Consider the following 23,044-nt stretch of genomic DNA (forward strand, 5'->3'; position numbering starts at 1 on the left):
GAATCAATCCGATGTTCGATCTTTCCGGCCGTAAGGCTCTTGTAACCGGTGCATCCGGTGGTATCGGCGAAGAAATCGCCCGCATGCTGCACGCCCAGGGCGCAATCGTCGGCCTCCACGGCACGCGCGTCGAAAAGCTTGAGGCGCTTGCCAACGAACTCGGCGAACGCGTCCAGCTGTTCCCGGCCAACCTTTCCGATCGCGCCGAAGTCAAGGCGCTCGGCGAAAAGGCCGAAGCTGAACTGGGTGGCGTCGACATCCTCGTCAACAATGCCGGCATCACCAAGGATGGCCTTTTCGTTCGCATGAGCGACGAGGACTGGGACAATGTGCTCGAGGTCAACCTGACCGCCGTGTTCCGCCTGACCCGCGAACTGACCCATCCGATGATGCGCCGCCGCTTCGGCCGTATCGTCAACATCACCTCGATCGTCGGCGTCACCGGCAATCCCGGCCAGGCCAACTACTGCGCCTCGAAGGCCGGCATGATCGGCTTTTCGAAGTCGCTCGCTCAGGAAATCGCCACCCGCAACGTCACCGTCAATTGCGTTGCGCCGGGCTTCATCGAGAGCGCCATGACCGGCAAGCTGAACGACAAGCAGAAGGACGCCATCATGGGAGCGATCCCGATGCGGCGCATGGGCACCGGTGCCGAGGTTGCATCTGCGGTCGCCTATCTCGCTTCGAACGAAGCAGGTTACGTCACCGGCCAGACCATTCATGTCAACGGTGGCATGGCAATGATCTGATGCGGTGTCGGGGCCTTACATGCCGTGCATGCCAACGGGCGTGATCTCGGCCTGCAATGCTCCGGCATATCCTCTGCCAAATGCCTGAAATTCAATGTTGAGCAAGCGATTGTCAGGCATTTTCGCACTTTGCGGCAGACCTAAACCGTGTTAATCGGGCCATGACTGTTAGCAGTCGACCGGCCCCGCCAGGTGTCCGGCAGCCTTGGCTGCCTTGGGTTTGCCGCGGTTCTGGTTGGATGGATTGCCCGTTGGACCGTCTTGGTCTATCAGGCGTATTGAGAGTACCGGTGCCAGAAAGGCGCCCAGAGAAACGAAGGTCGAGGAACTCCGACATGAGCGATATCGCAGAACGCGTAAAGAAAATTGTTATTGATCATCTTGGCGTCGACGCCGAAAAGGTCAGCGAAGGCGCAAGCTTTATCGATGACCTCGGCGCGGACTCGCTCGACACCGTCGAACTGGTCATGGCATTCGAAGAAGAATTCGGCGTCGAAATCCCGGATGATGCCGCGGATTCGATCCTGACTGTCGGCGACGCCGTCAAGTTCATCGAAAAGGCCCAGGCCTAATATTTCACGGCCAAGCCGTAGACGGGCCGCGTTCAGCGGCCCGTACCAGCCCAGGGGAAGTGGGCTGTCCCGTGCTGAGCGCGGGTTCTCGATCAGCAATGCGGTCCGGCATTTCCCTCTGATCGTTGCTACAAGAACTTAAAATGGATGCACGGATCGGGTTCGTCACACGTGGTCCGATCCGGCTCTGAAATTGAACAGTCAGGGTGGGTCGCGGACTATGAGACGTGTCGTTATCACCGGTACCGGCATGGTATCTCCTTTGGGTTGCGGAACCGAGGCAACTTGGGCGCGCCTGATCGCGGGCGACAATGCTGCGCGCAGGGTCACGGAATTCGAAGTCGAAGATCTGCCCGCGAAAATTGCGTGCCGCCTTCCATTCGGCGATGGCTCGAACAACACCTTCAATGCCGATGACTGGATGGAGCCGAAGGAACAGCGCAAGGTTGACCCCTTCATTGTCTACGCGATGGCCGCTGCCGACATGGCGCTGGCCGACGCCGGCTGGAAACCCGAAAACGACGAAGACCAGATTGCAACCGGCGTCCTGATCGGTTCGGGCATCGGTGGTCTCGAAGGCATTGTCGAAGGTGGCTATACGCTGCGCGACAAGGGCCCTCGACGCATTTCGCCCTTCTTCATTCCCGGCCGCCTGATCAACCTTGCCTCGGGCCAGGTTTCGATCCGCCACAAGCTGCGCGGTCCCAATCACTCTGTCGTCACCGCCTGCTCGACCGGCGCGCATGCTATCGGCGACGCGATGCGCCTTATTGCGCTCGGCGACGCCGACGTCATGGTGGCCGGTGGTGCGGAATCGCCGATCTGCCGTATCTCGCTTGCGGGCTTTGCCGCCTGCAAGGCGCTGTCGACACAGCACAATGATGATCCGCAAAGGGCATCGCGTCCCTATGATGTCGATCGCGACGGTTTCGTCATGGGCGAAGGCGCCGGCATCGTGATCCTGGAAGAACTGGAACATGCCAAGGCGCGCGGCGCGAAGATCTATGCCGAAGTCGTCGGCTACGGCCTTTCCGGCGACGCCTATCACATCACGGCGCCGTCCGAAGATGGCGATGGTGCCTATCGCTGCATGCAGATGGCGCTGAAGCGCGCCGGATTGACGGCGGCCGACGTCGACTACATCAACGCCCACGGCACCTCGACCATGGCCGACACGATCGAGCTTGGTGCAGTCGAGCGGCTTGTCGGCGAACATGCCTCGAAGATTTCCATGTCGTCGACCAAGTCGGCAATCGGCCACCTGCTGGGTGCTGCCGGTGCGGTCGAAGCGATCTTTTCGGTGCTGGCGATCCGCGACAACATCGCGCCGCCGACGCTGAACCTCGACAATCCCTCCGTCGAGACCAAGATCGACCTGGTGCCGCATGTTGCCCGCAAGCGCGAGATCAATGTCGCTCTGTCGAACTCCTTCGGCTTCGGCGGTACAAACGCTTCGCTGGTTTTGCGCCGCTATACCGGCACTTGATAATGCCGAGCTTATCAACGGGGCGATGTTCATCACAGCCCCGTTGATCCTGCTTTTGCCGCATTGCTCGCTACAAGCATGTAGCAGGAGGACGTGCCGCCTTTTTGTAGGGGGATTGGCACTGCCTGACGGCTATGTTCGCGCAAGGCACATCTGACAGTCTGTTGTATCGCTATTGCCGCGCGCATGCTGGCTGTCGTCGAGCGAAAAAATGCCGTTGACTGGCGGGTGCGCCGAAACCATTTATTCCACTGCCGGCCCCAAGGGCTGGCTGCGGCTCAAACGTTTTGATTTATACCTGCCACGGTCCAGGCCGAAATTCGCACCGCGGCAGCTAGAATGAGGATGCGAATTTCGGGTTCGGGACAATCGTGAGCGACTCAAACGAGAACGGCGCGGCGCAATTCGGCCGCAGTGACACCGGGAACAACGGGCCGATCATTCCGAAATCGGCCAGCGAAGCCTTGCGGCCCGAGAAGGCACCGCAGCCGCCGAAGCGTTCGCGCAAGGCGCGCAGCCAGGTTGTGATCTTCCTGAATTTCGTCATGACCGTTATCGTTTTCGCCGCACTCGCCGCGGCCGGCGCGGTCTACTACGCCATGCACCAATACGAGAAGGCAGGCCCGCTCGAAGCCAACAAGAACTTCATAGTCAGAAGTGGCGCCGGTATCAGCGAGATCGCCAGCGGTCTCGAACGTGGCAACATCATCACCGATGGCCGCGTCTTCAGGTTCGTCTCGGAGGCTTACCTCGACAACGACACGCTCAAAGCAGGCGAATACGAGATCAAGGCCGGGTCTTCGATGCAGGAGATCATGCAACTGCTGAAATCCGGCAAGTCCATTCTCTACTCCGTGTCGCTGCCCGAAGGACTGACCGTCAAGCAGATGTTCAGCCGGTTGTCCGGTGACGAGGTTCTTGTCGGCGATCTGCCAAAGGAACTGCCTGTCGAGGGTTCGTTGAAGCCGGACACCTACAAATTTACCCGCGGCACCAAGCGTGTGGAAATCGTGCAGCAGATGGCGGCCGCCCAGAAGGCATTGGTCGACCAGATCTGGGAGAAGCGCGATCCGAACCTTCCGGTCTCGACCGTCGAGGAGTTCGTCACGCTTGCTTCGATCGTGGAAAAGGAAACCGGGCGTGCCGACGAACGTCCACGCGTTGCCTCCGTCTTCATCAACCGGCTGGACAAGGGCATGCGCCTGCAGTCCGACCCCACCATCATCTACGGCATTTTCGGCGGCGACGGGAAACCGGCGGACCGGCCGATCCTGAAGTCGGATCTCGACAAGAATACGCCCTACAACACCTACATCATCAAGGGCCTGCCGCCGACGCCGATCGCCAATCCAGGTCGCGCAGCACTTGAAGCCGTTGCCAATCCGTCGCGCACACCGGAGCTCTACTTCGTTGCCGACGGCACGGGCGGCCACGTTTTTGCCGTCACATTGGATGAACACAACGCCAATGTTCGCCGCTGGCGCAAGGTAGAAGCCGAAAAGGCAGCTGAAGCGGCAAAGGCCGCCCAGGACGCAGCGACGGCGGCGCAGCCTCAGTAACAACAGCCTTGCATTGTGGACGGACTTACCACGGCGCGGATATCCCTTGCGGGATACCGCGCCGTCGCCTTATTGCTTCTCCAGAAAATGCAACGGAGGTGAGGATGCCGCTCCAATCGATGACCGGCTTTGCCCGGAGAGAAGGCAGCAGCGGCCGCCATCGCTGGGCTTGGGAACTGCGCTCCGTCAACGGCAAGGGCCTTGATGTCAGGCTACGCTTGCCGCAAGGGCTTGAGCGGTTCGAGCCGGGCGTACGCCGGCTTGCTGCGGAGTTCTTTTCCCGAGGCAATCTGCAGGTCAGTCTGTCCGTCAGCGGAGCGGAGAACGTTGTTGAGGCGGTGGTGAACCAGGCGGCGCTGACAGCGGTCCTGGGCCTGCGTGAGCAACTCGGCGACCTCGTCGACCCCGCGCCGCTGAAGTTCGACACGCTGCTGGCAATTCGGGGCATCGTCGACTTCCGCGAACCCGAGGAGAGCGAAGCGCAACGTGCCGCCCTCGACGACGATATCATGACCGGACTCAAGCTCGCTCTGAACGATCTGCGCGAAATGCGCGAGGAAGAGGGCGGTGCGCTCTGTCAGATCCTGCTGGGGCAGGTCGAGACCATCGAGACGCTGACGGCAACGGTCGAAACCGATCCCTCGCGCAGCCCGGCGGCAATTGCCGAAAAGCTGGCGCAGCAGGTGGCGCTGGTGGTGGGTAACGGCTCTTCGCTCGATCGCGACAGGCTGTATGCCGAAGTGGCACTGCTCGCCACTAAGGCCGATCTGAGAGAGGAGCTGGACAGGCTTGGCTCTCATGTTGTCGCCGCCCGCGACCTCTTGTCGAAAGGCGGGCCGGTCGGCCGCAAGCTTGATTTCCTGGCACAGGAATTTAACCGGGAATCGAATACAATCTGTTCCAAGTCGAATGCGGCTGCGGTCTCTGCCGCCGGCATCGAGTTGAAAGTTGTGATCGATCAGTTCCGCGAACAGGTTCAGAATCTGGAGTAACGCATGAAACCGGCGACACCTTCGCCCATCAAGATCGCCCGCCGCGGGCTGATGCTGGTCATTTCCTCACCCTCGGGTGCGGGAAAGTCGACGATCGCGCGCAACCTGCTGGAAGCCGATCCCGAAATGAGCATCTCGGTCAGCGTGACCACGCGCCAGCGTCGTCCAAGCGAAATTGATGGCCGGCACTATCACTTCAAGTCGATCCGCGAGTTCGAAGCGCTTCGGGCGACCGACTCGCTGTTGGAATGGGCTGAGGTTCACGGCAATTTCTACGGCACGCCGCGCGACGCCGTCGAGGCCGCGATGGCCGCCGGCCGCGACATGCTCTTCGATATCGACTGGCAAGGCGCCCAGCAGCTTCAGGAGAAGATGGCCGGCGACGTCGTCTCGATCTTCATCCTGCCGCCATCAATGGCGGAGCTGCAATCGCGGCTGCATCGCCGTGCCGAAGACAGCGAGGAAGTGATCGCCACGCGCCTGGCCAATTCGCGTGCTGAAATCGAACATTGGCGCGAATACGACTACATCGTTCTCAACGACGATCTCGACCGTGCCTTTTCGTCCGTCCGTGCGATCGTCGAGGCGGAACGCCTGCGTCGGGACCGTCGTCCGGGCCTGTTCGAATTCGTCAACGGGCTGCTGACGGAAAACCCGTTCTGACCACGACAGCGGCCGGGCAATACCGGCCGCTCACCCGGCAACGGTTGTCCGACAAGCATGTGCGCGACGACGCACGCGAAGCTTTTTCTGCGAAAAGTATCATGACGGCTTTCCGTCAGGAAACGCATGGAAACAAAGCGATAGAGCGTCTTGGTGAATCTGTTTCACCGGTAGCGCTCAGGGCGCTGAACCAGAACCTAAAGAGCCGTTTGCCCGCAAGAGGCTAAAGGCAGTTCGCCAGTCGGCAGAATTCTTCCACGGAAAGCGTTTCCGCGCGCCGCTGCGGATCAATCTCGGCTTTTGCCAGCAGCGCTTCGCCACCAAGCGGCTTCAGGCTCTGCCGGAGCATCTTGCGACGTTGGCCGAAGGCGGCATGAGTGACCCTTTCGAGCGAGGTCACCGCGCACGGGATAGGATTGGCAATCGGCTCCAGATGCACCACCGAAGATGTCACCTTTGGTGGTGGCGTGAAAGCCTGGGGCGGCACGTCGAAGGCCATGCGGGCATTCGTCCGCCAGCCACACAGAACACCCAGGCGACCGTAGTGATCGTCGTCCGCATCAGCGACGATCCGCAAGCCCACCTCGCGCTGGAACATCAGCGTCAGCGATTGCCAGAAGGGGGGCCAAGTCTTTGGCAGGAGCCAGTTGACGAGAAGCTGCGTGCCGACATTGTAAGGCAGGTTGGCAATGATCTTGACGGGGCCGCCACCGCTGATTGCCTCGAAATCGATCTTCAGCGCATCGCCTTCGATGACCTCAAGCCGGTTCGGATAGTGATCGGAGATTTCGGCAAGTGCTGGCAGGCAACGGGAATCCCGCTCGATCGCCACCACCTTCTTTGCGCCCAGCGCCAGGATCGCACGTGTCAGTCCGCCTGGCCCAGGTCCGACCTCGATGACCGTCACATCCTCGAGCGCCCCGGCCGTCCGGGCGATCTTCTGGGTGAGATTGAGGTCGAGCAGGAAGTTCTGCCCAAGCGCCTTCTTGGCGTCGAGGCCATGACGCTGAATTACGTCCCGTAGCGGCGGGAGTCCGTCGAGAGCGGCCATCAGACGATAACTCCTGCGGTATTATTGGAAAGCTCTGCCGCGAGTGTCAGGGCCGCGAACAGGCTGTCGTCACGGGCGATACCCTTGCCGGCGAGACTGAAAGCAGTACCGTGGTCGGGCGACGTACGGATGAAGGGAAGGCCAAGCGTGACGTTGACGCTGTCGTCGAAACCAAGTGCCTTGGCCGGGATCAGCGCCTGATCGTGGTACATGCAGATCGCGACGTCGTAGGTCGCGCGCGCCCGGTCGTGAAACATTGTATCGGCGGGCAGTGGCCCGGTGGCGTTGATGCCTTCCGCGCGCAACCGCTCGACGACCGGACGGATGATTGCATCGTCCTCGGCGCCCAGGGCTCCGCCTTCACCTGCATGCGGATTGAGCCCGGCGATCGCCAGCTTCGGCTTGTGGATGCCGAAGCGCGTGCGAAGGTCGGTGGCGGTGATTGTGCAGGTCCGGTAGATCAAGTCAGCTGTGAGCTGGGCCGGAACGTCTTTTAGTGGGATGTGGATCGTGACAGGCACGGCCCGAAGCTTGGGGCCGGCCAGCATCATCACCGGCAACAGGGTTTCGCCGGTGGCCTTCTCTGCGAGATCCGCCAGGTACTCGGTATGGCCCGGAAAGCGAAAGCCGGCGAGATAGAGCACGGCCTTGGCAATGGGGTTCGTGACCACCGCCGAAGCTTCGCCATTCATGACCAGCCGCACCGCCGTGTCGATGGCACCCGTTACGGCCGGCGCGTTGGCAGAATTTGCCTCGCCAGCGATGACGGGAGCCATGCAGCGCACGGGCAGAACGGGCAGGGCATCATCAAAATGGGAGACTGCGTTCGCACAATCGGTCTCGCGGATCGAGACCGCATGGCCTAGCAAGTCGGCTCTGGCGGCCAGAGCGGCGGGATCGCCGATGAAAAGGAACGGCGGTGTCGAGCGTTCGCGGCGACCAAGCCACGCGGTCAGGCTAAGGTCCAACCCGATCCCGGCAGGATCGCCCATGGTCAGGGCGAGGGGCCCGCCGGTCGTATCGCGCATTTTTGCCCGCTGATCTTACTTGTTGACGATCTGCGCCTTCTTGCGCAGTTCCTCGATATATTTTTCGCTGTTCGGATCTTCGCCGCCGGCCTTCTTCTTGCCGAGGTCCTCGGCGCGGAAGACGATTTCGGCTGCGGTGTCATCATTGACCTGGCGCTTCTTGCAGATGGCGAGAAACTCGACGCCCTTTTCGGTCACGCGCGTTCCCGTCGTGTTGCCGTCGCCGGCCTTCTCGACAAGTGGCTTCCATTCGTCCGGCAATTGCTGGGCCAGCATGCGGCCGAGATCGCGAATGGAAACGTCGCGATAGTTCGCCGCAAAAACCTTTGCCGTATCGCATCCCGGGAACTGAGCACGCGCTGCGTTGGCTTCCGCTTGACGCTTGCCGGTGATGGCGCCGCGCTTCTTCTCCGGAATGACGAAGATGACCTGCTTGAAATAGTATTCGGTCGTGACCGGCTTGTTGCCGCCGCCTTCCATCATCCGCTTGACGAGATCGGCGCCCTGCAGGCGGTTTCCACTACCGAAGCGGAAATTGACGGCGCGCGGCCAGCTCATCTGCACGGCGATGAACTGCTTGAAGTGTTCGGAGCCAACACCGGCCTGGTCGAGGATCTTGCCAAGCTGCTCGGGAGAGAGCTTGTTGCCGGCCGCAAAGCGCGCAAAGGCCGCGTCCACGTCCTGCGTGCTGACCGACTGGCCGATCCGTGCGATTTCTGCGCGCTTCAATACTTCGTCGACGAGTTGCTTCTTGGCTTCCTCTGCACTGCCGCCCTGGCGTTGCAGGCGAAGGAAGGCGACGCGCTTGGCAATGTCGCCGGAGGTGATCACGGTGTTGTTGACCGTTACCTTCACCTGGCTCGCAGCCTGCGCGCTGGCGCAAACGGCAATGCTCAGGCTGCCGGCCAAAGCCATTACCGAAAGCGTCCTCAAGATCGACATTTTCCCGCCCATCATCTTTTCCTGTCCTTGGCGCGGTCGAAACGTGGTGCTTCGATCCGCATCCCGGCTCACGCCGTTGCTCTATCTTGTCGGAGGGAATGCATAATACATGCGGCCAAACGATGACAAGACCGTTTGGCCGGCCCGATAGCGGGTGGAGGGGCAATCCTTTGGCGAATGCCCCTCCGGCTAAAGCGTATCAATAGTAGTCCAGCTCTTCGAACTTGGTGTCGCCGACATTGACGTCGCCGAGTGTACGGAAGCTGATGCGGGCACCGATCGACCAGTCGTTTGCAATCGTGCTGTCGGTATCGCGTTCCTGCTTGTAGACGAGCGAGAACAGCGTGTCCTGATCGTCATAGGTGATGCCGAAGCCGTTGCGCGAAATGACATCGTTGTTGATGTCGTAGGTTATCGCGCCGAAGACCGACCAGTAGTCATGGAACCGGTAGGCTGCCGCGGTCTGGATTTCGTCCTGATTGCTTTGCGAGCCATAAAGCGGCTGCGCCTCAATGCGCGTATAGGTCATGGCTGCCTGCCAGGTCAGGCCGAGATAGCCGACGGTGGCATCGGCGCGGCGCAGAGCCAAATCCTCTTCGTCGAGACGGCCGGAAAGGTTTGCCATCAGGCCAGACGGCGCATCGATACCGAGCATGGCGACGTAGTCGGACCGGTTGCTTTCGAGGCCTGAATTCGCCCCCGCCTTGACCAGGTCGTCCGTTGCGAACGAGTTCAGGCCGCCGAGATGGTAGGATTGACCGACGATGCCGCGCAAGCCGTAGCCGCTGTCGAATGTCCCGGTATAGCGAAGACCGACATTGGCGCGGGTGCCGCCTTCGATGCGATCGAAGCCCGAAAACTTGTCGCGATCGAACAGGTTCGTCGCGTCGAAGACGAAGCTCTGCGCATCCTCGTTGGGCAGGCCGCCGGCATATTGCTCGTTGGGACGGGCATAGACCTGGGCGATCGGCTCGAGGACGTGGCTGCTATTGTCGCCCACGAACAGGATCGGGTAGCGCGCCTCGAGGCCTGCCGTCAGCATGCGCCGCGTGGCGGCATCGCTGTTGTTGAAGTCCCCCGTATAGCCGGCACCCGGGTCCGTCATGTTCAGGCCGAGCGCGTCACCGCGGGCGGCCAGCAACGGCGTCAGGACGATCCCGCCCGGAGCGATGTAGGTCCGCTTCCATTCGAGTTCCGCAGTCAGGCGATGCGTCGTTCCTTCGAGGCCACGGTACCGATTGACCACGCCTGGAATGGAATCGAGGTCGAGCCGGTTGCGCTTTATGTTGGTGAGGTTCACCGTTGCCGAAAGTTCGCCGCCCAGAACCGGCTGAGGCGCCTTGTAGGAATAGTCCAGAACCTGTGCTGCCGGCTGCTGGTTTTCAGCAACGCTGCTTGCGTCCGCGTCCTGAATGTCGAAATAGAAGGCGCGCAGGTCGAAATAGTTCCGCTTGCCAAGGCCGGTCAGGTAGGCCTGGTTGACATAGGTCGTTCCGTCGAACGTCGACAGTTCATAGGTCTTGGCGAAGTTGTTGTCGGACTGGACGAGGACATTCCAGCCGAACGTCCAGCGCGGATTGATCTCGAATTCGCCCTTGGAGGCGATCATGCCGCGATTGGTTTCGAGCGCATCGACCGTGCCGGGCGTAAACCGGCTCCTGTCGAGCTGGCTGATGCCGGCAACGCTCAAGGTGTGAAGGCCGTTGTGGAATCTCTGGCGGAACTCACCTTCCAGCAGGAAGCCCTGCCGGCTGAGACCCGTCAATGTTGCCGTCGCGTCCATGTGGGGCGAGATCGCCCAGTAGTAGGGAATGCCGACGCCGGCGCCGAGCTTCTGCGTGTAGCGGAACTTCGGAAACAGGAAGCCGCTCTTGCGCTTTACCGTGTGGTCGGGAATCTCCATCACCGGAATGTAGGCGATCGGCTTACCAAAGAGCTCGAAGCGGGCGTTTTCCAGCTTGATCGTGCGCGTGCGTCCATTCTGGACAATGCGTTGCGCCTTGATGTGCCACAGCGAACGGTGATCGGGCTTCGTCGTGCACGGCGTGCAGGCCGTGTAGACGGCCTCGTTGAGGATGAATTCTTCGCCGTTCCGGCGCTCGCCGCTGGTCGCGGCAAGCCGCGTCAGATCCGTCGTCTCGATGCGCATGGCATCGACGAAACCGTCGCCGAAGTCGTCGGTCACGTCCATTTTTTCGGCGTAGACGACATTGCCGCCCGGCTCGATCAGCTGGATTTCACCGGTGGCATGAATGCGGCCCGCCTTCTGGTCGTATTCGACCTGCCGGGCCACCATCTTGTAACCGCCGTAGTCGATCTGCACGTTGCCGCGCACAATCACCTTCTCGGCGTCCTTGTTGTAGACAAGCTCATTGGCGGAGAGAAGCAGCTTGGCATCTTCCGGCATGTTCGGGCGCAGCGAATCAAGGCGCTCCGAAGTCTGCTGCGCGAGCGCGGGCGCACTCATTCCCATGGCAAGTGTCTGCAGCGCCACGCCTGCGAACAGGGCAGCGTTGATCAGCTTTGTACGTTTGCGGTTGCCTGCCGCCACTAGCCATCCTCCTGGTTTAAAAGAATCGTCGAGCCCAGCGCCATCGCTACAACAACTGGCAACCAGGCTGCAACGAAAGGAGGCACTATACCGCTGCTCCCGAATGCTTTGACAAGCACGGTGACGACATAAAGCACGAAGCCCGATAGGATTCCACCGAGAATTACCGAGCGGGATTGGTTGAACCGGCTAAATTTCAGCGACACGCACGCGGCAATCAGCGTCATGGCGACAAGTAGCAGCGGCAAGGACAAAAGGGAGTGGAATTGGGTTTCCATGCCGTTGGTCGAAAAGCCGAATGAGCGAGCCACTTCGATCTTTCGAGGGAGGTCGAAAAACTGAATGGAATCAGCCTTTGCAAGCCTTTCCTGAACAAACTCCGGCTTCAAATTGGTGCGCAGTTGTGCCGTTTGCAGACGACGAGGCAGCTGTCCGCTGCGTGTTTCCGCGACGTCGTTAAGAAGCCAGTAACCATCTTCGAGTTTCGCCGAGGCGGCATCCTGTCTCAGAATGATCGAACCCTGTGGATCGAAGTGGATGACGGTGACGTTGACAAGCGTCGTGCCGCCGTCCTGAACCGAGCGGGCGCCAATGATTGTATCGGTGCCCTGGTAGATCTGTCTGAGCCACGGGATCGAGCCGGCATCCGAGGTCCGCGACGAACCAAGGGCGGCAAGCATGGCCTCTTCCTTCTTGGCACCCCAGGCTGCCAGCGGGTTGAGTGCGAGCACGGCGAGCACGCCGAACAGGAAGGCGCCAAGGACAAACGGACGCAGGAACTGCCACACCGAAATGCCCGCAGCCCGGGTGACCACGAGTTCGTAACGCCTGTTGAGCGAGATCAGGGCGGCCATCGCAGAGAAAAGCGCGACGAAGGGAACGGTCTGCTGCAGAATGGTTGGGATCCGGAAGGCACTGATCAGCAACGCGGCCGTTATCGAATAATGCGGAAGGTTGGACAGGCGGCTCGCCTGTTCGCTGAAGTCGATGATGAAGACCAGCGAAAAGATACCGACCAGAAACCAGAAGGTTGTGACGACGTAACGGGTGAGGAAGTAGCGACCGAGGGTGGTGAAGATCACGATGCGTTGCTCCCGTCAGGGGCCGGGCGCACGAGGCGAAGGCGCACCATCAACTCGGACAGCTTTTCCTGCCAGGTCATGGGAATGTCGAGCCGACGGTTGCTGGCGAGCTGGTGAATGGCAAGCGCGCCGGTGGCAAGTGGAACGACATACATCAGCGGAACGAACCAGACCGAATCTTCGGCGCTGTTGCCCGCATAGAAGGTCATCCAGCGAATGACCAAGGCGGAGCCGAGGGCGCTGACCATCGGGTGGACTCGCGCCTCGCGGTGCGAGCGGGCATCGCTGCAGAAGACAAGCGCGATCAGGCCGAACAGCAGCGGGAACGTCCATTCCGTTAAGCGGCGGTGCAGCTCGGCGGTGAAGGCAAGCGGGTTACCCTGATAGACGGGATCGTTGGGGTCCGGGTTGAAAAGATTGGGAAGGTCGCGATCCTTGGCACGGATCGTCGCTTCGCGCGTCGTCTTCGTCATGTCGGCGAGATCGAAGGCGTAGGAATCGAACTTGATGATCGACACGCCGCCGTCGGGCAGCTTTCGCTGAACTTCGCCGTCCTTCATGACCAGCGCCGAGCTCTTCTCGTCCACGGCACCTTCGCGCGCATAATAGACGAGCTCGAAAGCCGGGTTGCGGGAATCGGCGACGAAGATCCCTTCGAGCACGCCACCGCCGCGTCGGCCGCCAACCTGCACATAAAGCCCGTCGGTAATCTTGCGGAAGGCATTCTCCTGGACGACCGAGGAAAGCAGGTCCGCATTGGCCGTTGCCAGCATTTTGCGCACGGCGACGCGCGAATAGGGCTCAACAAAATTGTCGACCACGAAGGAGAGGACGCTCAGGCCGGCAGCGAGAAGGATGATCGGACGGATGATCGTCATGCGCGAGCTTCCGGCAGCATTCAGCACCGTCAGTTCAGAATCGGTGTTCATCGTCGTCAGCGTCTGGGTCACGCCGATGACCAGCGCGAACGGCAGAATGATCGGTACGACCGAGGGCAGGATGAGCGTCGCGAGTTTGAGGAACGCAAAGACCGACTGGCCGCTATCGGTGACCAGATTGACGTTGGTCAGGGCCTGCGTCGTCCACACGATGCCGAGCAACGGCAAAAGTGTCGCGAGGAACATGGTCAGGGCACGCCGGAAAATGTAGCGTTCGATCAGCTTCATGTCCGTTTCCGGTCCAAATTCCTGCTCATGTTTCCGTCCCGCATCGCTGCATCGAAACGCCTGTTTCTGCTGCCGCCATCAGCGGGAACCGAGCTTTCGTCTCATCTCCCGCATTGCTCAAAGGGTAAAGCAACTGGGATAATTTAAGGCGAAGAACCTCGGTTAACCGCATGTAAACATCTGAGGGCATCTTGCCAAGCCGTTGAAAAGCGAGAAGGGTGCCGACCACAGCTTTGACGGCGGCAGACGCAGCGAATGTTTGCCACTGTAACCGCCCGGTAACAGGGGCGAGCGCGTAAGACCAAGAAATGCCCGGAGTTTTGTAATGTCTATGAAATTTGAGTTCACCTTCGCCAAGTCTCATCGCCCGGCGGGTGGTGTTGCAATCCTGTTGAAAGCGACCGTTGGACAGGCAGCGGGCGCCGATGTCGCCGATCCGGAAGGCGTTCTGGCCAAGGCGGCGAAGATCAAGAAGTTCAGCGGCAAGGCATTCTCCACCCTCGATATCCTCGCGCCGCATGGCTCGCCCGCAGATCGGATCATCGTGCTCGGCCTCGGTAACCCCGATGCATTGACCGATCACGATTGGCTGAAGGCAGGTGGTGCCGCAGCGGCGAAGTTGCGTGGGGCCGAAAAGGCTACGATCTTCATCGACGTTCCCGATCTCGAAGTCAGCGGCAAGGCGGCGGCCGACTTCGCGCTCGGTATGGAAATGAACGCCTACAACTTCGACGGCTACAAGACGAAAAAGGCCGATGATGAGGCCAAGTCCCCGGGCAAGCCGGTGAAGGTCACCATCGTGACCGGCGCGGTGATTGCGGCGAAGAAAGCTTTTGCGACGGCGCAGGCGGTCGGCGAGGGTGTGTTCCTTGCCCGCGACCTGGTCAACGAGCCGGCAAACGTCCTCGGTCCGCTGGAGTTCGCCGCCAAGGCGAAGGAGCTGGAGAAGCTCGGCGTCGAGGTGGAGATCCTCACCGAAAAGGAAATGAAGAAGCTGGGAATGGGCGCGCTTCTCGGCGTTGCCCAGGGCTCGACGCGCCCGCCGCGACTGGTCGTGATGCAGTGGAAGGGCGGCAAGTCCAAGGAGCGCCCGGTTGCCTTCATCGGCAAGGGCGTCGTGTTCGACAGCGGCGGCATCTCGATCAAGCCGGCTGCCGGCATGGAAGAGATGAAGGGCGACATGGGCGGCGCCGCCGCCGTTACCGGCCTGATGCACGTGCTTGCGGCGCGTCACGCCAAGGTCAATGTCGTTGGCATCATCGGCCTTGTGGAAAACATGCCCGACGGCAGCGCGCAGCGTCCGGGTGATATCGTGACGTCGATGTCCGGACAGACGATCGAGGTCATCAATACCGATGCCGAGGGACGTCTCGTGTTGTGCGATGCGCTCTGGTATTGCAACGACCGCTTCAAGCCGCAGGCGATGATCGACCTCGCAACGCTGACCGGCGCGATCATGGTAGCGCTTGCCACCCATCACGCCGGCCTGTTCTCCAATGACGACCGCCTGGCCGGCCAATTGCTGGCCGCCGGCATTGCCACGCAGGAGCGCCTCTGGCGCATGCCGCTTGGCAAGGAATACGACAAGATGATCGACAGCAAGTTTGCCGACATGAAAAACACCGGTGGACGTTATGGCGGTGCGATTACCGCGGCGCAGTTCCTGAAGCGCTTCGTCGGGGACACGCCCTGGGCCCACCTGGATGTCGCCGGCACCGCGATGGGGTCGCCGACTGACGAAGTCAATCAGTCGTGGGCCTCCGGTTTCGGCGTTCGTCTGCTCGATGAGTTGGTCCGCGCGAGCTACGAGTCCTGACCGGCATCGCAGGCGATGACGAAGGCCGTGGAGAGATCGGCATGACCGAGATCCTTTTCTATCATCTGACGGAATCGAAGCTCGAGGATGCACTTCCGCCGTTGCTCGACAAGAGCGTCGAGCGCGGCTGGAGAGTGGTGGTGCAGACGGTCGATGCCGAGAGGCGCGATGCGCTCGACACACATCTCTGGGTCTACCGGGACGAAAGCTTCCTGCCGCACGGGACAGACGCCGGGGACCTTGCTGCCGAGCAGCCGGTTCTCCTCGTCGCCGACGAAGGCAACCAGAACGCCGCAACAGTTCGTTTCCTTGTCGATGGCGCCAATCCGCCACCGGTCGAGAGCTATGAGCGAATCGTCTTCATGTTCGACGGCTACGACCAGCAACAGCTCGAAGCCGCCCGCGGGCACTGGAAACGGCTGAAAGGTGAGGGCCACAGCCTCACCTATTGGCAGCAGAACCGTGATGGCCGATGGGAAAAGAAGGCCTGATCGACACATCCGCAATGCTTGACCATGAAAAAGCCCGCAGGAAACCGCGGGCTTTCTCTTTCGCCGTCGTCTCGGCGACTAGAGCATTTCCAGGAAAAGTGCGAAGCGGTTTTCCGTCAGGAAATGCGTAAAAACAAGGTGCTAGAGCGTTTCTGCGACTCTGTCTAAACCGGAAACGCTCTAGTCGTGGAAGGCTTCGACGAACTTGCGTCGTCCGAGCATGAACGCATCGGCGACGTGGCGCAGTGGCGCGAGATCGACGTCCGATGTCTTGGCCCTGATGATTTCGGCGAAACGCTTGTAGAGCATCGGATATTCCTGTTCCGGCTCCTCGTGCACGATCTTGCCGTCGATTGAGAGTTTCGCGCCGCCTTCCGACAGCACCATTTCGCCAGCGTCGGTCTGCGCTACAATATCCCAGCTCTGTTTGCCGGTCTGGCGCCAATCGAATTCGGCCGAAACCGCCAGCTTGTCCGCGTCGGTGAAGGCGATCGTGGCAGCGATCGGGGCATCGCGGTTTTCCGGGAACTCCAGCGTGGCCGCGGTAATGAACAATGGTCGCGGCAGGATATGCGTGACGATAGAGAGCGCATTGATACCAGGATCGAAAATGCCGAGGCCGCCCGCTGCCCAGATCCAATCCTGGTTCGGGTGCCACTGCCGCACATCCTCTTTCCAGACGATCTTCACATCGCGGATTGTCGTTGCCGCGAGAAACGACTTTGCCGCCTCGACGGCAGGCGCATAGCGCGAATGCCAGCTCGCAAACAGTGAAAGGCCCTTAGAAGTAGCGAGCGATTCGAGGTCTGCAACCTCACTCAAGGTGGCGCCCGGCGGCTTTTCGAGGAAGACGTGCTTGCCCGCTTCAAGGGCAGTGCGCGCCGCCTCGTATCGGTATTGCGGCGGCATGCAGAGCGACACCGCATCGATTGCGGGAACGGCCTCCAGCATTGCCTCGATTGACTTGAAGTTATCGATGCCATCGACGGTGCCGTGGCGGCTCGCCGCGGCAATCAGCCGGTAGTCGCCGTTCTTGGCGATGGCAGGCAAATGCTGGTCACGAACGATCTTGCCGACGCCGACAAGCGCGATTTGAATTGGAGGCATGGTGTTTCGCTCATATTAGTATGATTTATTGCCGGTTCTTGTAGCAGATTGCGCGGCGCGGGCAAGCGCTGCCGAGAAAAGCTGGTCCCGTTCGCCGAGCCGAAAACAAACGGCAGTGGCCCCATTCTCTCTGGCCTCCCGTGCCCTAGCTTCTACAATCCATGATGCCAATCAATATGGTCAGCAAACGTGACACGAGTGGTAACAGGCAGAACGAGGAGAGACCATGCACCAGCACATCCGCCACGCCAGCCGCGACGAGCTCGATGCCATCATCGATTGGGCGGCTCGCGAGGGCTGGAACCCGGGGCTCGACGATGCGGCGGCGTTCTGGGCGGCGGATCCGGAAGGATTTTGGGTGGCGGAGCGCGAGGACAGGCTGGCAGCCTCCATCTCATTGGTGCGCTATGACGAGACCTATGCCTTTCTCGGTTTCTACATAACGGCGCCGGAGTTTCGCCGGCAGGGCATCGGGGGTCAGATGTGGCAGCAGGCGCTGACGGCGGCCGGGCAGCGCATCGTCGGTCTCGACGGCGTTGTTGCCGAGCAGGAAAATTATCGCCGGTCCGGCTTCGTTCTCGCCCACGCAAACATCCGATACGGCGGCATCGTCGACGTGGTCGAACCTCCAGGTACCGAGCTGATCGAGGTCGCGCCGGTCCACACGCCGATGCTGATCGACTACGACCGCCGCTTCATGCCGGCCCGGCGCGACGCCTTTCTCACCGAATGGCTGAGACCTGGCCGGACGCGTCGAAGCATCGTGCTGTTTCGGGACGGTGCTGTTTCCGGCTACGGCACGCTGCGATCCTGCCGCCAAGGCTACAAGATAGGCCCGCTCTTTTCCGAAAGCGAGACCGTGGCCGACCTGGTGTTTCGAAAGCTCGCCGCGACGGTGAAAGGCGAGGAGGTCTATCTCGACATTCCCGAGCCGAACGCCTCGGCGCGGGGGCTCTGCGAGCGCTACAACATGAAACCGGTTTTCGAAACGGCGCGGATGTATCGAGGCATTGCGCCCGACCTGCCACTTGCCCGGATCTACGGCATCACCACCTTCGAACTCGGCTGACCGGCGATCACACGCCGGAAGAGCCAGCTCGAAAGCGTTGGATCAATTGGCCATCGCTTCTTCGTACTCGGACGAGAGCTCGAGCCACTGTTCCTCTGCATGCGCAAGTTTTTCGACCGCGTCGGAGCGTTCCTTGGCCTTCTGTGCAGCTTTGGCCGGCGTCTTTTCATAGAGCGCAGGATTGGCGAGTTCGGCGTCGAGCGCTTGAATCACTTTCTCCAGTTTTCCCGTCAGCGATTCGATTTCGTTGATCTTTTTCCTCAACGGGGCGAGCGAGGCGCGCTTGTCCGCGTTGGCTTTGCGCTGGTCCGCCTTCGACAGCGAATCGTCCGCGCCGACTGACTTGGACTTGTCTTCCTTCGCCTTCGGTCCCCCAACGATCAGGCTCCGATAATCCTCGAGGTCGCCGTCGTAGCTCGTCACCGTCCCGTCCCGCACGAGCCACAGCCGGTCGGCGGTCGCCTCGATCAGGTGGCGATCGTGCGAGATCAGGATCACCGCACCGGAATAGTCGTTGAGCGCCGTGATCAGCGCATTGCGGCTGTCGATATCCAGGTGGTTGGTCGGCTCGTCGAGGATCAGGAGGTTCGGAGCGTCGAACGCGGCAAGGCCCATCAGCAGGCGCGCCTTTTCGCCGCCCGACAGGTCCTTGGCGGGTGTCTCCATTTTCTCGGTCGCCAGGCCCATCTGCGCGACGCGGGCACGCACTTTCGCTTCTGGCGCTTCCGGCATGCGACGGCGCACGTGTTCGACGGCGCTTTGTGTCGGGATCAGATCGTCCAGCTGGTGCTGTGCAAAGAAACCGACCTTGAGGTTCGGGGCGATCTTCAATTCGCCGGATTCGGGCGCAAGCCGTCCGGAAATGAACTTGGCGAAGGTCGACTTGCCGTTGCCGTTCGACCCGAGCAGGGCGATGCGGTCGTCGGTGTCGATGCGCAGGTTCAGGCGCTTGAGGATCGGCTTGCCCGGCTCGTATCCGACGGTGCCGCCGGTGACGGCGATGATCGGGGAAGCCGCTTCCTTTTCCGGGTCGGGGAAGGAGAAGCCCTGGACGTGATCCTCGATCACGGCGGCGATCGTGCCCATGCGCTCCAGCGCCTTGACACGGCTCTGTGCCTGACGGGCCTTGGTGGCCTTGGCCTTGAAGCGGTCGATGAAGCTTTGAAGGTGCTTTCGCGCCGCGTCGTTCTTGGCCTTCGCCTTCATCTGCAGCTCGTCAGCTTCCGCCTTCTGCCGCTCGAACTGGTCGTAGGGGCCGCGATAGTAGGTGAGCTTCTTCTGGTCGAGATGCACGATGGCGTTGACGGCCGTATTCAACAGGTCGCGGTCATGGCTGATGATGATGACCGTGTGCGGATAGCGACGAATGTAATCCTCAAGCCAGAGCGTGCCTTCAAGGTCGAGATAGTTGGTCGGCTCGTCGAGCAGCAAGAGGTCCGGCTCGGAAAAGAGCACGCCTGCAAGGGCCACCCGCATTCGCCACCCGCCGGAGAAGGAGGAGGCGGGACGCAGCTGTGCTTCGTGGTCGAAGCCGAGGCCGGCGAGAATGCTGGCGGCCCGCGCTTCGGCGGAGTGAGCGCCGATGTCGGCAAGCCGTGTCTGGATTTCGGCGATGCGGTGTGGATCGGTCGCGGTCTCCGCTTCGGTGACCAGCGCCGTGCGTTCCTTGTCCGCCTTGAGCACGATCTCGATCAGCGGCTCCTCGGTGCCCGGCGCTTCCTGAGCCACCTGGCCGATCCGCGCGTTCTTCGGCAGCGCAATCGTGCCGGCCTCCGACGCGAACTCGCCGGTAATGATGCGGAAGAGCGTCGATTTGCCGGCGCCGTTTCGCCCCACAAGCCCGGCCTTCGTGCCTGCAGGCAGCGTCACGGATGCGTTTTCGATGAGGAGACGGCCCGCGATGCGGGCGGAAAGGCCGGAAATCTGGATCATTGCGGCCTTTTGCCCGGAGTCAGGGCGGAAGGCAAGAGCTGTGCGGCGGCTGCCGTTTCGAGCCTGCGTCTTGAGGTGGGGTTCGCAGTTTTCAAGGGGCCATTGTTATCAATTCATGAACAACGCGTTCCGACAATCGATACTACACATCCTCATCGTGAGGGACCATCTGTTTAATCGAAGGGCAGCGAAAGGCTCTTCCGACCGCCTCGATCGACTGAACGCCATCGGCAAGGCCACCGCGTTCCAGCAAAGACCGATCCGGCCAAACGTAGTTTTGACAAACCCCTCGTTCAATCGAACGAGCCTCCCAGGAGCAAGACGATGAAAACCACTGTTCACACCGCACTCGCCGCAGCCCTCGTTGCAACTGCCGTCATCGGTGGCGCCTCCGCCGCCTTTGCCGGCGGCAGCTACTACGAAGGCATCAGCCCGACCCCGCTGTTTACCGAACGCGCGCCCAAGGCCGTCGGTAGCTCCACCTTGAACATCCGCGGTTCGGAAGCCGGCTATATCGACCGCACGGCCACCGGCTCGGTCTACAACTACGACGCCAAGCCGCGGGTCGCGCAGGGCGGCGAAGGCGAATACTACCAGGGTATCTCCCGTTAAGGCGCATTCCGTCGCCGGTCATGGGGCTTTCAGCCCCATGAGACTTCATCCCCATCAAGGAACAGACCCATGACCAAGTCCATCGCAACGCTTCTCGTTGCAGCAGCGACGCTCGCCGGCGCTTCCGCGGCCTTTGCAGGCGGCAGCTACTATGAAGGCGTCAGCCCGGCGCCGCTGTTTACCGGTCGCGCTGCCGCTTCTGCCGGTGCAGGCGTGTCAGCAAGCACGGCCGAAAGCGGTGATTATTATGCCGGCATCGAGAACAAGTCGGTTGATGCCGCAGCGACCGGTGCGATTGCCAACGGCCACGCAAAGGCATTCGGCAAGGTCAGCCAGGACAGCCAATAACAAACGCCCAACGGACGACCAGATAACCCGGTCCCGCCAAGCGGGGCCGGGTTATCTCGTTTTGGCGTTGCCAACGAGGTGATTTGCCATGACAGAAAAAATTCAAGTCGCAGAAAGGCTCTTTGAACTCTATCACCGCGTCCATCGCCTGGTGAATGCGTCCATGAGTGAAGAAGGCGTCTCGCTCGCGCGCAGTAAGTTCCTGTTTTACCTCAGTGAACTTGGCCCTTGCCGCTGTGCCGACATCGCTTCGGCGCTCAGCTTTGCCCCGCGAACGGTGACCGAGGCGATCGATGGACTGGAGCGGGACGGCATGGTTGTCCGCGAACCGGACCCCGAGGATCGGCGGGCGAAGATCATTTCGATTACCGATCTCGGTCGGGCCGGCCTGGAAGCGGCGCTTCAGCCCCGTCGGCAGGTGATCGAGGAGCTCTTCTCGACGCTCAATGATGCGGAGCGCACGGATCTCTATCGTCTGCTCGGTCTGCTTGGTGACAAGGCTTGCGAAATCGGCGCGAGCCGGATGATCGACCATGAGCGGCAGGCAGAGGCCGCATAGGCAAAGGAGCACGCGGCTAAGGCATGTTCACGCAAAACCGACCGCGTGAAGCGCGGCAGGCGCATTATCGAGATTGTGATGCGCCTCAGGCGGCGTGCGGCGAATAGATCTTGTCCCGCCTGCCGCCCAGTTCCGTCGAATAGACGAGAACGCCCGAGCGAGAACCCGCGCGCGCGGCCGAAAGTGCCAATTCTGCCTGCTGCATGAAATCGGACGGCGTCGCCATCGGCTGGGCCACAGCGATCCCGGCCGCGAGCGAAAGCGTTTCGGCCGTGAAGGCGCGGCCGGGCAGGGCGACGCGCAACGCCTCCACCGATTGTCGGATGCGTTGCGCAATCGCTTGAGCATTCTCCTCTGTGACATCGCTGCAGAGGAACGCAAACTCATGGCCGCCGACGCGCGCAACGAAGTCGCTCTTCTTGATCGACTTGCGAAACAGTGTCGAAAGCTTGCCGAGCGCCTTTTCCGCGGTGGCGGCGCCGTGCTGCTCGGCAAGACCGCGCAACCCCTCGACGGACGCGACGATCAGGGCAACCGGCTCTGTTTCACCTTCCGATTCAAGCAGCGTTTTCAAGCGTGCCGACAGGGCCAGGCGATTGGGCAGGCCGGTGACGGGGTCTCGGTTCAACGGCTTGCGGCTTTCGGCGAACGCGCCTTCCAGCGCTGCAAAGCGCTCGGCACTTGACTGCACGGCTGTCAGAAACGCCTGTTCCTCATTCATCAGCAAGCCGGCCGCATCTCGCAGTCTTGCTGCGTCATCGGCAAACTCCGTAAGGCCCGCAACCGGATCTGAGGTAAGGCGGATCTTGAAGCGGTCAAGCTGGCTTCTGAAGGCATGTCGTTGCGCAAGGCTGTGCCTCAGCTGCAGCGCAAGGTCGTTGAGTTCTTCTTGAGCCGTTGCCCTCGCTCGATCGGCAGCAAGCGCTCCATGGGCTATGAGGCGATGCTTGAGCCCAAGTTCATCAAGGGCGTCCTGCTTCGGTGTGGCGCCGAGCGCTGCAAGGTCGCGCGAAAGCTGCGGCAACCGGCCGGACAAGGCTTCATAGACAAGCTCATAATTGCGGGGCAGCGCCGCGATGCTGAGCTGAGACATGGACTGCGCCACCTTCAGAATGATGGCGGTGCTCTTCGTCTGAGATCGGCTGGTGTTCGCGGCGGCTTGCCTGGTCATTCCGTGGTCGTCCTCGATGCCTTTGTCGGATCTGCAGACACTATGGGCTGGCCGCATTTAAGGGAGTCTGAAGGCAGCGCGGCGGTGGTCGAATCCGC

Annotated in this window: 21 protein-coding genes; 12 read left to right on the plus strand and 9 right to left on the minus strand. The window is 61.2% G+C overall.

The annotated features are described in order from the left end of the window. Positions 1-11 precede the first annotated feature (11 nt). The 6 genes from fabG (at position 12) to gmk (ending at position 6,021) form a co-directional block, all read left to right on the plus strand. Complete coding sequence (fabG, locus tag LPJGGPFB_RS08435; protein ID WP_173419562.1) at positions 12-749, plus strand: 3-oxoacyl-[acyl-carrier-protein] reductase; 738 nt, start codon at positions 12-14, stop codon at positions 747-749. A gap of 335 nt (positions 750-1,084) precedes the next feature. Continuing rightward, on the plus strand, positions 1,085-1,321 hold the full coding sequence (locus tag LPJGGPFB_RS08440) for an acyl carrier protein (RefSeq protein ID WP_003531676.1): 237 nt from the start codon (positions 1,085-1,087) through the stop codon (positions 1,319-1,321). Positions 1,322-1,541: 220 nt separating this feature from the next. Continuing rightward, on the plus strand, positions 1,542-2,807 hold the full coding sequence (gene fabF / locus LPJGGPFB_RS08445; RefSeq protein WP_173419563.1) for a beta-ketoacyl-ACP synthase II: 1,266 nt from the start codon (positions 1,542-1,544) through the stop codon (positions 2,805-2,807). A gap of 371 nt (positions 2,808-3,178) precedes the next feature. Continuing rightward, positions 3,179-4,366: an endolytic transglycosylase MltG gene (mltG, locus tag LPJGGPFB_RS08450; RefSeq protein ID WP_173419564.1), complete on the plus strand. Its 1,188-nt coding sequence runs from the start codon at positions 3,179-3,181 to the stop codon at positions 4,364-4,366. Between the two features lie 104 nt (positions 4,367-4,470). Beyond that, positions 4,471-5,358 (plus strand): YicC/YloC family endoribonuclease, encoded by an 888-nt coding sequence (locus tag LPJGGPFB_RS08455; RefSeq protein WP_173419565.1) that lies wholly within the window; start codon positions 4,471-4,473, stop codon positions 5,356-5,358. 3 nt (positions 5,359-5,361) lie between these two features. Next, positions 5,362-6,021 carry a guanylate kinase gene (gmk, locus tag LPJGGPFB_RS08460; protein WP_112810031.1) on the plus strand — a complete coding sequence of 220 codons (660 nt, stop codon included), beginning with the start codon at positions 5,362-5,364 and terminating at the stop codon, positions 6,019-6,021. A 223-nt stretch (positions 6,022-6,244) separates the two neighbouring features. Here the strand turns inward: gmk and rsmA are convergent, their stop codons facing one another. From rsmA to lptF, 6 genes are all read right to left on the minus strand, one after another. Then, positions 6,245-7,072 (minus strand): 16S rRNA (adenine(1518)-N(6)/adenine(1519)-N(6))-dimethyltransferase RsmA, encoded by an 828-nt coding sequence (gene rsmA / locus LPJGGPFB_RS08465; RefSeq protein WP_173419566.1) that lies wholly within the window; start codon positions 7,070-7,072, stop codon positions 6,245-6,247. Further along, complete coding sequence (pdxA, locus tag LPJGGPFB_RS08470; protein ID WP_173419567.1) at positions 7,072-8,100, minus strand: 4-hydroxythreonine-4-phosphate dehydrogenase PdxA; 1,029 nt, start codon at positions 8,098-8,100, stop codon at positions 7,072-7,074. Before pdxA ends, rsmA begins: the two co-directional genes overlap by 1 nt. Before the next feature lie 15 nt (positions 8,101-8,115). Continuing rightward, a complete protein-coding gene (locus LPJGGPFB_RS08475; protein WP_173419568.1) occupies positions 8,116-9,057 on the minus strand; it encodes a SurA N-terminal domain-containing protein in 942 nt (313 codons plus the stop codon). A 184-nt stretch (positions 9,058-9,241) separates the two neighbouring features. Then, positions 9,242-11,593, minus strand: coding sequence for an LPS assembly protein LptD (locus LPJGGPFB_RS08480; RefSeq protein WP_173419569.1), 2,352 nt, complete (start codon positions 11,591-11,593; stop codon positions 9,242-9,244). After that, on the minus strand, positions 11,593-12,675 hold the full coding sequence (gene lptG, locus LPJGGPFB_RS08485) for an LPS export ABC transporter permease LptG (RefSeq protein WP_173419570.1): 1,083 nt from the start codon (positions 12,673-12,675) through the stop codon (positions 11,593-11,595). Before lptG ends, LPJGGPFB_RS08480 begins: the two co-directional genes overlap by 1 nt. Continuing rightward, a complete protein-coding gene (lptF, locus tag LPJGGPFB_RS08490) occupies positions 12,672-13,841 on the minus strand; it encodes an LPS export ABC transporter permease LptF (protein WP_173419571.1) in 1,170 nt (389 codons plus the stop codon). The genes lptG and lptF overlap by 4 nt, the downstream gene beginning before the upstream one ends. Positions 13,842-14,166: 325 nt before the next feature. Between lptF and LPJGGPFB_RS08495 the strand changes: the two genes are divergently transcribed. Beyond that, the gene (locus LPJGGPFB_RS08495; protein ID WP_173419572.1) at positions 14,167-15,657 is read left to right on the plus strand and encodes a leucyl aminopeptidase; all 1,491 of its coding nucleotides are present in this window, start codon (positions 14,167-14,169) and stop codon (positions 15,655-15,657) included. Positions 15,658-15,698: 41 nt separating this feature from the next. Then, on the plus strand, positions 15,699-16,148 hold the full coding sequence (locus LPJGGPFB_RS08500; RefSeq protein ID WP_173419573.1) for a DNA polymerase III subunit chi: 450 nt from the start codon (positions 15,699-15,701) through the stop codon (positions 16,146-16,148). A gap of 180 nt (positions 16,149-16,328) precedes the next feature. On the opposite strand, the gene LPJGGPFB_RS08505 is transcribed toward LPJGGPFB_RS08500, so the two are convergent. Continuing rightward, entirely contained in the window at positions 16,329-17,255 is a 927-nt protein-coding gene (locus LPJGGPFB_RS08505; RefSeq protein ID WP_173419574.1) for a Gfo/Idh/MocA family protein, read from the minus strand. A gap of 226 nt (positions 17,256-17,481) precedes the next feature. On the opposite strand from LPJGGPFB_RS08505, the gene LPJGGPFB_RS08510 reads away from it, so the two are divergent. After that, complete coding sequence (locus LPJGGPFB_RS08510) at positions 17,482-18,324, plus strand: GNAT family N-acetyltransferase (RefSeq protein WP_173419575.1); 843 nt, start codon at positions 17,482-17,484, stop codon at positions 18,322-18,324. A 42-nt stretch (positions 18,325-18,366) separates the two neighbouring features. Here LPJGGPFB_RS08510 and LPJGGPFB_RS08515 read toward each other — a convergent pair whose 3' ends face one another. Further along, complete coding sequence (locus LPJGGPFB_RS08515) at positions 18,367-20,256, minus strand: ABC-F family ATP-binding cassette domain-containing protein (protein WP_173419576.1); 1,890 nt, start codon at positions 20,254-20,256, stop codon at positions 18,367-18,369. Positions 20,257-20,580: 324 nt separating this feature from the next. On the opposite strand from LPJGGPFB_RS08515, the gene LPJGGPFB_RS08520 reads away from it, so the two are divergent. The 3 genes from LPJGGPFB_RS08520 to LPJGGPFB_RS08530 all read left to right on the plus strand — a co-directional run bounded on the left by LPJGGPFB_RS08520 (position 20,581) and on the right by LPJGGPFB_RS08530 (position 21,775). Continuing rightward, positions 20,581-20,868 (plus strand): hypothetical protein, encoded by a 288-nt coding sequence (locus LPJGGPFB_RS08520; protein WP_173419577.1) that lies wholly within the window; start codon positions 20,581-20,583, stop codon positions 20,866-20,868. Positions 20,869-20,937: 69 nt separating this feature from the next. After that, complete coding sequence (locus LPJGGPFB_RS08525) at positions 20,938-21,216, plus strand: hypothetical protein (protein ID WP_173419578.1); 279 nt, start codon at positions 20,938-20,940, stop codon at positions 21,214-21,216. Positions 21,217-21,304: 88 nt separating this feature from the next. Continuing rightward, entirely contained in the window at positions 21,305-21,775 is a 471-nt protein-coding gene (locus tag LPJGGPFB_RS08530; protein WP_173419579.1) for a MarR family winged helix-turn-helix transcriptional regulator, read from the plus strand. Positions 21,776-21,860: 85 nt separating this feature from the next. On the opposite strand, the gene LPJGGPFB_RS08535 is transcribed toward LPJGGPFB_RS08530, so the two are convergent. Beyond that, entirely contained in the window at positions 21,861-22,946 is a 1,086-nt protein-coding gene (locus LPJGGPFB_RS08535) for a GGDEF domain-containing protein (protein WP_173419580.1), read from the minus strand. Between the last annotated feature and the right edge of the window lie 98 nt (positions 22,947-23,044).

It is taken from the genome of Ensifer adhaerens (assembly GCF_013283195.1).
Classification (GTDB): Bacteria; Pseudomonadota; Alphaproteobacteria; order Rhizobiales; family Rhizobiaceae; genus Ensifer; species Ensifer adhaerens_G.

Bases quoted from the DNA above. Each gene is read 5' to 3' on its own strand.
- LPJGGPFB_RS08455 (WP_173419565.1), top strand. From the start codon at position 4,471: ATGCCGCTCCAATCGATGACCGGCTTTGCCCGGAGAGAAGGCAGCAGC.
- pdxA (WP_173419567.1), bottom strand. From the start codon at position 8,100: ATGCGCGATACGACCGGCGGGCCCCTCGCCCTGACCATGGGCGATCCT.
- lptF (WP_173419571.1), bottom strand. From the start codon at position 13,841: ATGAAGCTGATCGAACGCTACATTTTCCGGCGTGCCCTGACCATGTTC.
- LPJGGPFB_RS08495 (WP_173419572.1), top strand. From the start codon at position 14,167: ATGTCTATGAAATTTGAGTTCACCTTCGCCAAGTCTCATCGCCCGGCG.
- LPJGGPFB_RS08520 (WP_173419577.1), top strand. From the start codon at position 20,581: ATGAAAACCACTGTTCACACCGCACTCGCCGCAGCCCTCGTTGCAACT.
- LPJGGPFB_RS08515 (WP_173419576.1), bottom strand. From the start codon at position 20,256: ATGATCCAGATTTCCGGCCTTTCCGCCCGCATCGCGGGCCGTCTCCTC.
- fabF (WP_173419563.1), top strand. From the start codon at position 1,542: ATGAGACGTGTCGTTATCACCGGTACCGGCATGGTATCTCCTTTGGGT.
- LPJGGPFB_RS08505 (WP_173419574.1), bottom strand. From the start codon at position 17,255: ATGCCTCCAATTCAAATCGCGCTTGTCGGCGTCGGCAAGATCGTTCGT.
- LPJGGPFB_RS08525 (WP_173419578.1), top strand. From the start codon at position 20,938: ATGACCAAGTCCATCGCAACGCTTCTCGTTGCAGCAGCGACGCTCGCC.
- LPJGGPFB_RS08510 (WP_173419575.1), top strand. From the start codon at position 17,482: ATGCACCAGCACATCCGCCACGCCAGCCGCGACGAGCTCGATGCCATC.
- rsmA (WP_173419566.1), bottom strand. From the start codon at position 7,072: ATGGCCGCTCTCGACGGACTCCCGCCGCTACGGGACGTAATTCAGCGT.
- LPJGGPFB_RS08475 (WP_173419568.1), bottom strand. From the start codon at position 9,057: ATGATGGGCGGGAAAATGTCGATCTTGAGGACGCTTTCGGTAATGGCT.
- LPJGGPFB_RS08440 (WP_003531676.1), top strand. From the start codon at position 1,085: ATGAGCGATATCGCAGAACGCGTAAAGAAAATTGTTATTGATCATCTT.
- LPJGGPFB_RS08535 (WP_173419580.1), bottom strand. From the start codon at position 22,946: ATGACCAGGCAAGCCGCCGCGAACACCAGCCGATCTCAGACGAAGAGC.
- gmk (WP_112810031.1), top strand. From the start codon at position 5,362: ATGAAACCGGCGACACCTTCGCCCATCAAGATCGCCCGCCGCGGGCTG.
- LPJGGPFB_RS08500 (WP_173419573.1), top strand. From the start codon at position 15,699: ATGACCGAGATCCTTTTCTATCATCTGACGGAATCGAAGCTCGAGGAT.
- fabG (WP_173419562.1), top strand. From the start codon at position 12: ATGTTCGATCTTTCCGGCCGTAAGGCTCTTGTAACCGGTGCATCCGGT.
- LPJGGPFB_RS08530 (WP_173419579.1), top strand. From the start codon at position 21,305: ATGACAGAAAAAATTCAAGTCGCAGAAAGGCTCTTTGAACTCTATCAC.